The organism is Streptomyces tremellae, from assembly GCF_039540215.1.
GTDB lineage: Bacteria > Actinomycetota > Actinomycetes > Streptomycetales > Streptomycetaceae > Streptomyces > Streptomyces tremellae.
Genome location: NZ_BAABEP010000012.1, coordinates 45471 through 58263, shown reverse-complemented (window position 1 = coordinate 58263; position 12793 = coordinate 45471). Strand labels below are relative to the sequence as shown.

The window sequence follows — 12793 nt, the reverse complement described above, 5'->3', positions numbered from 1 at the left end:
GCGTTTACCTGCCGTCCGCCGGCGGGCCGCCCGGCGTGCCGGGCACGGGGGCGCGCTCCAGCTCGTGGCTGAGTTCCTCCAGCTCGGAGCCGCCCGCCATCTGCCGGATCAGCTCGTCGAGGCCGATCTCCTCCTTGGTGTGGCTGCCCGCCATGGCGCCGCGTTTGAGCAGCACGAAGCGGTCGCCGACGAGGTAGGCGTGGTGCGGGTTGTGGGTGATCAGGACCACGCCGAGGCCCTGGTCACGAGCGGCGGCCACGTACTTGAGCACCACGCCCGACTGCTTGACGCCGAGCGCCGCGGTCGGCTCGTCGAGCACGAGGACCTTGGCGCCGAAGTACACGGCGCGCGCGATGGCGACGCACTGCCGCTCGCCGCCCGAGAGGGTGCCGATGGGCTGGTCCACGTCGCGCAGGTCGATGCCCATGCGCAGCAGCTCGGCGCGGGTGGTCTCGCGCATCAGGCCGACGTCGAGCCTGCGCAGCGGCCCGCGGCCCCTGGTGGGCTCGGAGCCGAGGAAGAAGTTGCGCCAGACGGGCATCAGCGCGACGACGGCGAGGTCCTGGTAGACGGTGGCGATGCCGCGGTCGAGCGCCTCGCGCGGCGAGGCGAGCACGGTGGGTTCGCCCTCGACGAACAGGGACCCGCCGTCGTGCTGGTGCAGCCCCGCGATGATCTTGATGAGGGTGGACTTGCCCGCGCCGTTGTCGCCGAGCACGCAGGTGATCTCGCCGGGGTGGACCTCCAGCGAGACGCCTTCGAGCGCGCGGATGTTGCCGTAGTACTTGCTGACGCCGTCCAGCTCGACGAGCGGGGTGCGCCCGCCGGTGCGCGCGGGGGTGACGTCCTCGGGCGGCTCGATCATGACCGTGACTCCTCAGCGCGCCTGCGGACCCACGTGTTGAGCAGGGTCGCGAGCAGCAGCATGGCTCCAACGAAGAACTTGAACCAGTCGGGGTTCCACTCGGCGAAGACGATGCCCTTGTTGGTCATGCCGAAGATGAGGGCGCCCACGGCCGAGCCGACCGCCGAGCCGTAGCCGCCGGTGATCAGGCAGCCGCCGATGACGGCGGCGATGATGTAGATCAGCTCGTTGCCCACGCCCTCGCCCGACTGCACCGCGTCGAACGAGAACAGCAGGTTCTGCCCGGTGACCCAGGCGCCGAAGCCGACGCCCATGTACAGCAGGATCTTGGTGCGCTTGACGGGCACGCCGACCGCACGCGCCATGTCGGCGTTGCCGCCCGCGGCGAAGATCCAGTTCCCGAAGCGGGTGCGCAGCAGGATCCAGGTGGCGACGGCGACCATCACGAGCCACCACAGGATGGTGACCTTGAGGTCCATGCCGCCGACCGTCCAGGTGGCGGCGAAGACCTGGTGCGCGGAGGAGAAGCCCCACATGTCGCCGATGGTCTTGGTGGAGACGGTGCCGTCGATGAGCTTGGTGAAGCCGAGGTTCAGGCCGGTGAGCATGAGGAACGTGCCGAGCGTGATGATGAAGCTGGGCAGCTTCGTCACGGTGAGCATGAAGCCGTTGAACGCGCCGAGCCCCACGGTGACCAGCAGGGAGACCCCGACGCCCACCCAGACGTTCGCCGTCATCTGGTAGCTGAACATGGAGGAGATCAGCGCCGAGCTGGTCACCATCACACCGGCGGAGAGGTCGAACTCGCCGCCGATCATCAGGAGGGACACCGGCACGGCCATGATGCCGATGGTGGACGCCGCGTACAGCACGGTGGCGAGGCTGGACGCGCGCAGGAAGGAGTCGGCGACGAACGCGAAGAACAGGAAGACGGCGATCGCGCCGACGACGGAGCCGAGCTCGGGCCGTCCCATCAGCTTGCGCAGCGGCGAGGTGCGCAGCAGCCGCTCGTCGCCGCCGGGGGGTCGTACGGAGGGGGCGGTCGCGGTCATCGCGTGCCCCGCTTCGCGTAGGCCTCCAGGGCGGACGCGTCCTTCTCCGTCACGATCTGCGGTCCGGTGAGCACCGGCTTGCCGCCGCCGAGGACGTCGGCGTTGTACTTGTACAGCCACAGCAGGTCGACGGCCTCGTAGCCCTGGAGGTAGGGCTGCTGGTCGACGGCGAAGCCGAGGGCGCCGGACTTGAGCTTGGCTGCGACCTGCTGGTTGAGGTCGAAGGTGTCGATCTCGGCCTTGCTGCCCGCGGTCCGCTTGGCCTGGAGCGCGGCGTCGGCGAAGGGCGCGCCGAGGGTGACGACCGAGTCGATGGAGCTGTCGGCCTGGAGCTTGGCCTCGATGGAGGACTGCACGTCGGGAGTGCTCGTGCCGTCCACGTAGAGGTTCTGGAGCCGACCGGAGAAGGTCTTCTTGGCGCCCGCGCAGCGCTGTTCGAGGCCGACGTTGCCCTGCTCGTGGATCACGCAGAGGGCCTTCTTGCGGTGCTCCTTGTCGAGCTGCTCGCCGACGGCCTCGCCCGCGGTGGTCTCGTCCTGGCCGATGTGGGCGAGCGCGCCGAATGCCTTGGACTGCTCCGCACCCGAGTTGACCGTGATGACCGGTATGCCGGCTCTGGTGGCCTGGGTGACGACCGCCTTCATGGCGTCCGGCTTGGCCAGCGTGACGATCAGGCCGTCGACCTTCTTGTCGATGTACGACTGGACGAGCTGGGCCTGGTCCTGCGCCTGGTCGCTGTGGGCGTAGAGGAACTTCACGTTGTCCTTCACGGCGGCCTGCTCCGCGCCGCTCTGGACGATGTCCCAGAAGGTGTCGCCGTCGGCCGAGTGGGTGACCATGCCGAACGTCCACTTCGGCGTGTTCACCGCGGAGCGGCCGCCCGCCTCGGCCGCCGCCGCGCGCTCCTCCGCGCGCTTGCCGCCGGTGGCACTGCACCCGGCGAGCACGCCGGCCGCGAGGCCGGCAGCGAGCACCGCGCCCGCGGCCCGTCTGAGGGTGCGCCTCCGCCCCCCGAGTCGTACCCCTGTTCGCTTACCTGTCACAACCGTGTGCCCTTCCGAGTGGTCGCTGCTTTTTAGCCGGGGTACGCGGCCCCGTCAATACTTTGCCTGGCCATCTCCCGTTTGCGTGCGCCGGGGCCCGTCGTCACGCGAAGCGTCAGGGCCTGACCAGGAGTTGGAACTCGAACGAGTAGCGCGACGCGCGGTAGACATGGGAGCCGAACTCCACGGCGCGCCCGGTGTCGTCGAAGGTGACCCGTTCCATGGTCAGCAGCGGCGCCCCCGTCTCCTCGCCGAGCAGGACGGCCTCCTCCCCGGTGGCGCGGCGGGCCCCGACGCTCTGGCGGGCGCTGTGCAGCGTGGTCCCGCCCGCCCGCATCAGGCGGTAGAGGCCGGTGGCCTCCAGGTCCGCGCTTGCGCAGTCGACAAGACCGGCGGGCAGGTGGTTGCGCAGGTACGCCATCGGCTCGTCGTGGGCGTACCGCAGCCGTTCGAGCAGCAGCACGTCGGCGCCCTCGGCGACCCCGAGGGCCGCGGCGACCTCGGCGGTCGCGGGCCGCACGGTGTGGCGCAGCACCCGGGTGGCGGGGCGCTGGCCGGCCGCCTCCAGGTCGTCGTAGAGGCTGGAGAGTTCGAGCGGGCGCTTGACCTGGCTGTGCACGACCTGGGTGCCGACGCCGCGGCGGCGCACGAGCAGCCCCTTGTCCACGAGGGACTGGATGGCCTGGCGGACCGTGGGCCGGGAGAGGCCGAGGCGGCCGGCGAGCTCGATCTCGTTGCCGAGCAGGCTGCCGGGGGCGAGCCGCCCGCGTTCGATGGCGGCTTCCAGCTGCTGGGCCAGCTGGTAGTAGAGGGGCACCGGACTGGTACGGTCCACTTCGAGCGGGAGTGGCGCGCCTCTCTGATCGGTCACGCCGCAGAGCGTAGACCCCGGGCCGCGGCCCGGAAACCCGCAGGTCCGATTGTCAGGACACATGCTTGACAGGGCGAACCGGCTGACGACACCTTGGGGCCATGCGCATCGGACTCATCGGCACAGGCCGCATCGGCAGTTTCCACGCGGACGTGCTCAGCCGCCACCGCGAGGTCGGCTCCCTGGTGGTGGCGGACACGGACGCGGCACGCGCGGCGGCCGTAGCGGAGCGTACGGGGGCCACGGCCGCGCCCTCCGTCGACGACGTCTTCCGCTGGGGCGTGGACGCGGTGGTCATCGCGTCGGCCACCTCCTCGCACGCGGAGCTGATCGGGCGGGCCGCCAAGGCGGGGCTGCCCGCGTTCTGCGAGAAGCCGATCGCGCTCGACCTCTCCGGCACGCTCGGCGCGATCCGGGAGGTCGAGGCCGCCGGCACCGTCCTCCAGCTGGGCTTCATGCGCCGCTTCGACGCGGGGTACGCCGCGGCGCGCGACCTCGTGGCGGGCGGCGCCCTGGGCCGGCTGCACACCGTGCGCGCCACCACCTCGGACCCCGCGCCGCCGCCCGCCGCGTACCTGCCGCTCTCCGGCGGCCTCTACCGGGACTGCCTGGTGCACGACTTCGACATCCTGCGCTGGGTGACGGGCCGCGAGGTGACCGAGGTGTACGCGACGGGCTCGGACGCGGGTCCTGCGATGTTCCGCGAGGCCGGGGACGTCAGCACGGCGGCCGCACTGCTCACCCTGGACGACGGCACGCTCGCCACGGCGACCGCGACCCGCTGCAACGGCGCGGGCTACGACGTGCGCATGGAGCTCGCGGGCACCGACGACCAGTTCGCGGTCGGCCTCGACGACCGGACGCCCATCACCTCGACCGAGCCCAAGGGCCCGCCGCGCTGCGAGAACCCCTGGCCCGGCTTCCTCGACCGGTTCGCCCCGGCCTACGAGGCGGAGCTCGACGCGTTCGTCGACGTGGTGCGCGGCGAGCGCGCCAACCCCTGCGACGCCCGCGAGGCCCTGCACGCGCTGCGCATCGCGGAGGCGTGCGAGCGGTCGCGGGCGGAGCACCGCCCGGTGGCGCTGACGGAGATCCCCGAGGTATAGCGCCCAGACGGCACGGCCCGGCGGGCCCGGCAGGCCGCCCACCGGCCTGCCGGGCCCGCCGCTGCCAGCGCAGCGGCGCCCGCCCCCTCGCGGTCCACGGCCCGTGCCCCGCACGGCGGCGCCTGACCGCCGTCGCCCCGTCCGCCGGGCCCGTCCGGTCCGCCGAGGCGGCCTGATCGGCCGGGCCCGCCGCTACCAGCGCAGCGGCAGACGCCGGGTCCCGCGGATCAGCAGCCCCGGCAGCCACTCGGGCCGCTCGGCCGCACGGTCGAGGGCGAGGTCCGGGGCGCGTTCGAGCAGGGTGCCGATGGCGACCTTCGCCTCCAGCCTGGCGAGCGGCGCGCCCAGGCAGAAGTGGATGCCGTGGCCGAACGCCAGGTGCCCCGCGCCGCCCTCGGCCGTCCTGCGGATGTCGAACGTGTCGGGCTCGGCGAAGCGCGCGGGGTCGCGGTCGGCCGAGGCGAGGCCGATGAGCACCGGCTCGCCCGCGGGGATCTCGGTGCCGTCGTAGACCACCGGCTCGCGGGTGAAGCGGAAGGTCGCGTTCTCGACCGGGCCCTCGTAGCGGAGCACCTCCTCGACCGCGCCGTCGAGGAGGCCGGGATCGGCGCGCAGCGCGGCGAGCTGGTCGGGGTGGTCGAGCAGCGCGCGTACGCCGTTGGTGATCAGGTTGACGGTCGTCTCGTGGCCCGCGACCAGCAGGATGAACGCCATCGCGCGCACCTCGGCCGCCGAAAGCCGGTCGTCGCCTTCCGCCTCCGTGCGCAGCAGCGCGGAGAGCAGGTCGTCGCCGGGCTCCGCGTCCCTGCGCCGGCCGATGAGCGCGTCCAGGTAGTCGCGCATGGCCAGCACCGAGTCCCTGGCCAGCTGGGCGTCGGTCGGGGTGACGATCTCGTTGGACCAGGCGCGGAACGCGTCGCGGTCGCCGTCGGGCACGCCGAGCAGCTCGCAGATGACGGTGATGGGCAGGGGGAAGGAGAGGGCGTCCACCAGGTCGCCGCGCCCCGCGGGCAGCATCGCGTCGAGCAGCCGGTCGGTGATCTGCTGCACCCGCGGACGCAGCTGCGCCACGCGCCGCGGGGTGAACTCGCGGGAGACGAGGCGGCGCAGCCTGGTGTGGTCGGGCGGGTCCGAGATCAGCAGGTGGCGGCCCATGATCCGGTCCTCCTCGTCCTGCGCGGGCGAGCTCTTGACCAGCCGGGCGTCGCCGAAGGCGGCCCGGCACTCGTCGTACCCGACGACCAGCCAGAACCGCCAGCCGTCGCCGCCGCGCACCTCGTGCACCGCGCCAAGCTGCCGCAGCCCGGCGTAGTGCGGATAGGGGTTCTCGGTGAAGTCCGCGCCGAGGTCGGCGAGTTCGATCACAGCCATCGCCCCAGCCTACGTCGCGCCGCCCGGTGCGGGGAGGCGGTCGGCCGCGCGGAGGTTTACGGGAACGTAGCGCACCTGTCTGGTTATCGCCGGTGCGGCGTGGTCAAGGACGGCTGGCACAATGAGGTGCATCGGCCCTGGCGGCCGTGTCTGACAGGCGAGTTGCCCGTTGTCCGGGCCCATGGGGACATCACCGCGGATCGTGCCGGACGACATCCGGGAGCGGATCGAGCCGCCGCTGCCCAAGAGGGAACGGCGGTACCACCACCCCGGCCGCCCGCCGTTCCCGGACCGGCAGGCGCAGTGCGGGATCCTGAAGGTGCTGCACACCGAATCCTGTACGTGCTGCACACCGGCATCCGAAGGTCTCGGCGGCTCCGTCCTGTTCGGCAGGGACGTCGTGTCGGCCGCCCGGGTGCGCGAGCTGACGGCGGGCCCGCACGGTCTGCGCGAGCATGTGCTGCTCTCCATCGACGAGGAGGGTGGCGACGTCGACCGCCTGGAGAACCACGGCGGTACGTCGGTGCCGGGCAACCACGCCCTCGGCCGGCTCGACGACCCGGAGCGCACCCGCGAGGCCGCGTGCCAGATCGGCCTCTCGCTGGTGGCGGCCGGCGTCGGCTGGGACCTGGCGCCCGCCGTCGACACCGCGGTCAACCCGCTTTCCCCGAACGGTATCCGCACCCTCGGCAAGGGTTGCGCGCTGGTGGCACGGCACGCGGCGGCCTGGATCGAGGGGCTCCAGGGCGCCGGGGTGAGCGCCTGCGCCAGGCACTTCCCCGGCCACGGCCTCAGCTCGACCGACGCTCACCTCGGCACGCCGGTGGTGGACCTGTCGCGGCAGGAGCTGGTGGACCACTGCCTCGGCCCGTTCCGGGTGGAGGTGCACGGCGACCAGGTCCTGAGGGGGCGCAGGGCTCTGGTCGTACGGCTGGACCCCACGCACTCCCCCGCGCAGGCGGCGCGTCCTGGGGCGTCGAGGAGCCGCTGCGCGCGGCGGGCGTCGAGGTCGAGGCGTCGTCCGTGGCGGGCGACACGTACCACGCCGAGGGCACGATCAGGGCCGGGATCGGGCTCCTCCTGGACGAGTTCGGGGCCGACGCGGACGTGGTGCTGCTGGTGCGCGGCTCGCACCGCCTCCCGTGGCAGCGGCCGGTCCCGGACGAGCTGCTTGAGCGCCACCCGGGCTGCCTGGTGGTCGACATGGGCGTGCCGGGCGACGACTTCGGCGGGTTCCGGGGCTGGGTGCGGACGTTCGGCGCGTCGAAGGTCTGCGCGCGGGCCGCGGTCGACGTGCTGCTCGGCGTCCGGTGACCGGCGGCCTGCGGTGACGGCGCCGGACGTACGGCCGGAACCTGCGGGCGGCGGGCGGCTGTTGACGGACGGACGGTTCGTGACGCCCGACGCGGGGACGGTGGCGGGGTGACTGCTGGTGCGGGGCGGGCGCATCCGGGCGCTCGGCTCGCGAGAGCCGCCCCGCGTGCCGGAGCCGGCGGCGGAGCTTGCGGGGCGGCTGGTGGTGCCCGGGCTCGTGGACCCGCACTGCCACGGCGGTGCGGGGCTCTCCGTCTACACGGGCGACCCGGACGACGTGCGGGCCGCGGCCACGGGCCACCTGGCGCGCGGTACGACGTCGATACCGGCGTCCGGCGCGTCGATCGACCCGCCGGCGACGGCCGAGGCGCCGGCGACGGCCGAGGCGGTGGCGGTGGCGGTGGCGGCGGCGGTGGCGCGGGTGATCGACGACGGCTCCGCGCCGAACCTGGCGGGCATCCACTTCGAGGGTCCGTTCCTCGGGCCGGCGCGGCGCGGCGCGCAGACCCTCGGCGCGCTGCGCGACCCGGACCCGGAGTTGCTCACGCGGCTGCTCGACGCGGCCGACGGGCACGCCGTCTCGATGACGCTCGCGCCCGAACTGCCGGGCGCGGACGAGCTGGTGCGCCGGTTCGCCGGCCGGCTGCTGTTCCGCCTCGGCCACACCGACGCGGACGCGGAGCGCTTCGCGCGGGCCGCGGACCTCGGGGCGCGCGCGGTGACGTACCTGTTCAGCGCGATGACGCCGCTGCACCACCGGGAGCCAGGACCGGTCGCGTCCGCGCTGCTCGACGACGGACCGGTGTGTGAGTTGGTCCTCGACGCGCACCATCTCGCCGACGACACGGTCCGCTTGGCACACCGGCTCGCGGGCCCGGGCCGGCTCGCGCTGGTGACTGACGCGATGCCGGCCGCGGGCACGGCGGACGGCGCGTACGCCTTCGCGGACCGCGAGGTGACCGTCGAGAGCGGGGTGGCACGGCTGCGCGGCAGCGACACGCTCGCCGGTTCCACGCTGTTCGTGGCCGAGGCCCTGCGCCGCGCGGTCCGCGTGGTGGGGCTCCCGCTGCCCGACGCGGTGCGCATGGCCTCCGGCACGTCGGCCCGCCTGTTGGGGCTGCGCGACCGGGGCGAGCTGCGCCCCGGTCTGCGGGCCGACCTGGTGGAACTGGACGCGGGGCTGCGCCCCGCCCGGGTGTGGCTCGCCGGGCAGGCGGTGCCCGCGCCCGGCTGACGGGCCGCCGGGGGGCCGGGCCCGCGCACGGCGGGTCGGCACCCGCCGCTCTCCGGGTCCTGCCACCCGCCGTTCCGCGGTGCCGCACATATATTGACGGCGGAAGGAAACCCCGGTTACGGTCGCGGCGCGCATCCTCCCTCCCCCCGAAGAGAACGGCGGAACGACGGTGAGCACGGTGACGACGACGGCCCGGCCCCGGAACGACGGCACGCCCCTCGAAGCAGTTTCGCTGCACGAGGGCTGGACGCTGCGCCACGAAGGCCGGGCGCTGCCCGCCGAGGTGCCGGGGTGCGTACACACCGACCTGCTCGCCGCGGGCGCCATCCCGGACCCCTTCCTCTCGGCGAACGAGACCGCCGTGGAGTGGGTCGGCCGCAGGGACTGGGTGTACGACACGGTGCTGCCCGCGCGCGCCACCGCGCACGAGCGCACCGACCTGGTCTTCGACGGCCTCGACACGGTCGCGGAGATCACCCTCGGCGGCGAACCCGTCGGCCGGACGGCCAACATGCACCGCGGCTACCGCTTCGACATCACCGGGCACCTCGCGGAGCGGGTGCCGCTCTCGGTGCGCTTCGCCTGCTCGTACGACGCCGCGGAGGCGGTACGGGAACACCTCGGCGCGTCCCCGGAGGCGTACGGAACCGACCCGCGGCCCTTCATCCGCAAGATGGCCTGCGCCTACGGGTGGGACTGGGGCCCGTCCCTGCCGACGGCAGGCATCTGGAAAGACGTGCGGCTCGAACACTGGTCTACGGCGCGGCTGGCGCGGGTGCGCCCGCTGGTCACCGTGGACACCGCCACCGGCACCGGCCGGGTGGAGGCCAGGATCGACGTCGAGCGGACCGGCGCGGGCGCGGGTCTCGCGCTCATCGCGGAGCTGCGGGTGGGCGGCGCGCACGCGGCCGTGGAGTTCGAGGGCGGTACGGCCGCCGTGACCGCCGAGGTCCCGGACGCGGCGCTGTGGTGGCCGCGCGGATACGGCGAACAGCCGCTCTACGACTGCGAGGTGGCCCTGCGTACCGCGGACGGCGCCCCGCTCGGCACCTGGGCGCGGCGGGTCGGCTTCCGCGACGTCGTCGTGGACACCGGCGCCGACGAGCACGGCTCCGGCTTCACCTTCGTGGTCAACGGGGAGCGGATCTTCGCCAGGGGCGTCAACTGGATCCCCGACGACGTCTTCCCCTCCCGGGTCACCGCGGCCCGCTACCGCGAACGGCTCACCCAGGCCGCGCGAGCGGGCGCCGACACCGTACGGGTCTGGGGCGGCGGCATCTTCGAACGCGACGAGTTCTACGACGTCTGCGACGAGTTGGGCCTGATGGTCTGGCAGGACTTCCTCTTCGCCTGCGCGCCCTACCCCGAGGAGCAGCCGCTCCGCGGCGAGGTCGAGGCCGAGGCCAGGGAGAACGTCGCCCGGCTGATGCCGCACCCCAGCCTCGTGCTGTGGAACGGCAACAACGAGAACCTCTGGGGCTTCAGGGACTGGGGGTGGGAGGGGCCGCTCGCCGGGGACTCCTGGGGCGAGGGGTACTACCTGGGGCTGCTGCCGCGCGTCGTGGCCGACACCGACCCCACGCGCGCCTACTGGGCGGGCAGCCCCTGGTCGGGCTCGTGGGAGCACCACCCCAATGACCCGGCGCACGGGGTCGTGCACTCCTGGGACGTGTGGAACACCGCGGACTACACCGACTACCTGGACGACGTACCGCGCTTCGTCGCCGAGTTCGGCTGGCAGGCCCCGCCCGCGTACGCCACGCTGCGCCGTGCCCTGCCGGGCGAGGAGCTCGCGCCCGGCTCCCCGGGCATGCTGCACCACCAGAAGGCCGAGGACGGCGACGGGAAGCTGGAGCGCGGGCTCGCCCGCCACTTCGACGTCCCCACCGACTTCGACACCTGGCACTACCTGACGCAGGTCAACCAGGCGCGGGCGGTCGCCACCGGCGTCGAGCACTGGCGCTCGCACTGGCCGCGCTGCGCGGGGACCATCGTCTGGCAGCTCAACGACTGCTGGCCGGTGACGAGTTGGGCGGCCGTTGACGGCGACGCACGGCCCAAGCCCCTCTGGCACGAACTGCGCCGCCTCTATGCCGACCGGCTGCTCACCGTCCAGCGGCGTGCCGCGGGGCCCGTCGTGTGCGCGGTGAACCAGTCGGCCGGCGCCTGGGACGCCGAGGTGCTGCTGCGCCGGATGTCGGCGGCGGGCGAGGTGCTCGCCGAGGCGCGGGTACGGATCACGGCCGGGCCGCGCGCGGTGGCCGAGTGCGCGGTGCCCCAGGAGCTGCTGCCCGCCGCCGGGTCGGGCACGGAGTATCTGGTGGCGGACGCGGACGGCCTGCGCGCCCTTCACTTCCCCGTGCGCGACCGGGAGTTCGCCTATCCGGAGCCGTCCTACGAGGTGGCGGTCGAGCACCTCGGCGAGGGGTGCGCCGCGGTGCGGGTCACCGCGCGGACGCTGGTGCGTGACCTGCTGCTCCAGGCCGACAGGCTGGCGCCGGGCGCCGCCGCGGACCGGGGCCTTCTCACCCTGCTGCCGGGCGAGAGCGCGACAATCCTGGTGACGGGGTGGGACGCGCCCGACCGCGCGGCGGCCGAGGCGGCGCTGTTCGCGGTGCGCGGGGCGTGAGGGGTGGCGCCTGCGGCGTAAGGGGGGGCGGGGCCCTGGCGCGGGCGCGGCCCGGTTCGCCCGGGGCGGGCGCGCGGCCCGGTTCGCCCTGGAGGGCGGCGCGCCCGCGCCCCTGACCGACGCGGTGCTCCCGGCTCAGCCGGCGAGCGACCGGTGGCGCGCGGCCAGTCGCTCGGCGCCCGCGGGGGTGAGCGAGCCGTACAGGCGCAGCCGCGAGATGCCGCCGTCCGGGAACGTGTCGAGGCGCACGCCGTCGCAGGCCGCGGGCTCGGGCAGCACGAAGCGGTGCACGGCGTCGGGCTGGAGCCGGGTGCGGGGCAGCACCTCGCGCCATGCGCCGTCCGCGCCGTCGCGGACGAGGAGCGCGGCCCAGCCCGCCGCGTTGCCCTTGTAGCAGGCGGTGTCGATCTCGACGGCCCTGATCTCGGCCTGCGCCGCGAGGCGGTAGCGGATCCAGTCGTGTCCCGTGTCGCGCCTGCGCCGGGTCTCCCAGCCCTCGTCCATGGTGGTGGAGCGGCCCGGCGCAAGGGTGTTGGAGCCGGGCGAGAAGAACCGGTCGGAGGTGTCCTCGACGTACCCGCCGTGTTCGAGCGCGACGACGTCGAAGGTGCCGAGCGCGGCGAGCCACTCCGGGTCGGGCACGGCCTCGCCGTACACCCGCAGCCGCGCGATGCCGCCGTCGGGGAACTGCCGGAGCCTGAGGTGGGTGAGGCGCCGCGGCACGTCCACGGCGAAGCCGTTGGCCGCGTGACCGCCGACCGCCGTGCGCGGCACCAGCGGCACCCATGCGACGGTGTCCGCGGTCAGCTCGGCGACCGAGGGCTGCCCGGGCAGCGCGGCGCCCTCGACGGCCACGGACTGCGGGTAGTTGCCGCGGAAGTGGGCGGTGTCCACGACGAGTCCGCGGACCACGCCCGGCACGCCGAGGCGGATCAGCGCCCAGTCGTGGTCGTCGGGCGCGGGGTGCGGGGCTTCGGGGCCCGTACCGCGCCTGCGGCGGGTCTCCCAGCCGTCCATGATCTTGCCCTTGTGGCCGAAGGCCGCCGGGTCGAAGACGGCGGGCGTCCGCTTGAGCAGGTTCTCCCGCTCCGCGAAGAACTCGTCGTTCGCGGCGACCACGGCGGCGCCGAGCCTGCGGTCCGCCAGGTCGGCGAGGCGGGTGAAGGGGAAGTCGGCCGCCCGGTAGTCGGCGTACGGGTCACCGCCCGCGTAGGGGCGTACGTCCCCGGTGAACGCGGCGGGCGCCGCCGCCTGGACCGGCGGGGCCCCCGCGTCGGGGACGAGGGTGGTCTGCGGCGCTTCCGTCAC

Annotated in this window: 10 protein-coding genes and 1 pseudogene; 5 read left to right on the top strand and 6 right to left on the bottom strand. The window is 74.1% G+C overall.

Annotated elements, in window-relative coordinates; all coding sequences use genetic code 11:
• Positions 1 to 4: 4 nt before the first annotated feature.
• From ABEA77_RS11700 to ABEA77_RS11685, 4 genes are all read right to left on the bottom strand, one after another.
• Positions 5 to 865, bottom strand: coding sequence for an ATP-binding cassette domain-containing protein (locus ABEA77_RS11700; RefSeq protein ID WP_345645011.1), 861 nt, complete (start codon positions 863 to 865; stop codon positions 5 to 7).
• The gene (locus tag ABEA77_RS11695; protein WP_345645009.1) at positions 862 to 1917 is read right to left on the bottom strand and encodes an ABC transporter permease; all 1056 of its coding nucleotides are present in this window, start codon (positions 1915 to 1917) and stop codon (positions 862 to 864) included. Before ABEA77_RS11695 ends, ABEA77_RS11700 begins: the two co-directional genes overlap by 4 nt.
• On the bottom strand, positions 1914 to 2891 hold the full coding sequence (locus tag ABEA77_RS11690; protein ID WP_345645007.1) for a sugar ABC transporter substrate-binding protein: 978 nt from the start codon (positions 2889 to 2891) through the stop codon (positions 1914 to 1916). The genes ABEA77_RS11695 and ABEA77_RS11690 overlap by 4 nt, the downstream gene beginning before the upstream one ends.
• Before the next feature lie 184 nt (positions 2892 to 3075).
• Positions 3076 to 3795: a GntR family transcriptional regulator gene (locus ABEA77_RS11685; RefSeq protein WP_345645230.1), complete on the bottom strand. Its 720-nt coding sequence runs from the start codon at positions 3793 to 3795 to the stop codon at positions 3076 to 3078.
• A 137-nt stretch (positions 3796 to 3932) separates the two neighbouring features.
• Here ABEA77_RS11685 and ABEA77_RS11680 point away from each other — a divergent pair, with 137 nt between their 5' ends.
• Positions 3933 to 4937, top strand: a complete 1005-nt coding sequence (locus tag ABEA77_RS11680; RefSeq protein ID WP_345645005.1) for a Gfo/Idh/MocA family protein — start codon at positions 3933 to 3935, stop codon at positions 4935 to 4937.
• A gap of 192 nt (positions 4938 to 5129) precedes the next feature.
• Here the strand turns inward: ABEA77_RS11680 and ABEA77_RS11675 are convergent, their stop codons facing one another.
• Positions 5130 to 6308: a cytochrome P450 family protein gene (locus ABEA77_RS11675; protein ID WP_345645002.1), complete on the bottom strand. Its 1179-nt coding sequence runs from the start codon at positions 6306 to 6308 to the stop codon at positions 5130 to 5132.
• 181 nt (positions 6309 to 6489) lie between these two features.
• Between ABEA77_RS11675 and ABEA77_RS33955 the strand changes: the two are divergent.
• The 4 genes and pseudogenes from ABEA77_RS33955 to ABEA77_RS11655 form a co-directional block, all read left to right on the top strand.
• Positions 6490 to 7134, top strand: a pseudogene (locus tag ABEA77_RS33955) (glycoside hydrolase family 3 N-terminal domain-containing protein); the annotation flags it as partial.
• 197 nt (positions 7135 to 7331) lie between these two features.
• Positions 7332 to 7622 (top strand): hypothetical protein, encoded by a 291-nt coding sequence (locus ABEA77_RS11665; protein ID WP_345644997.1) that lies wholly within the window; start codon positions 7332 to 7334, stop codon positions 7620 to 7622.
• Positions 7623 to 7788: 166 nt separating this feature from the next.
• The gene (locus tag ABEA77_RS11660) at positions 7789 to 8856 is read left to right on the top strand and encodes an N-acetylglucosamine-6-phosphate deacetylase (RefSeq protein WP_345644994.1); all 1068 of its coding nucleotides are present in this window, start codon (positions 7789 to 7791) and stop codon (positions 8854 to 8856) included.
• Positions 8857 to 9025: 169 nt separating this feature from the next.
• Complete coding sequence (locus ABEA77_RS11655; RefSeq protein ID WP_425588261.1) at positions 9026 to 11485, top strand: glycoside hydrolase family 2 protein; 2460 nt, start codon at positions 9026 to 9028, stop codon at positions 11483 to 11485.
• A gap of 135 nt (positions 11486 to 11620) precedes the next feature.
• Here the strand turns inward: ABEA77_RS11655 and alc are convergent, their stop codons facing one another.
• Positions 11621 to 12793 (bottom strand): allantoicase, encoded by a 1173-nt coding sequence (gene alc / locus ABEA77_RS11650; RefSeq protein WP_345644991.1) that lies wholly within the window; start codon positions 12791 to 12793, stop codon positions 11621 to 11623.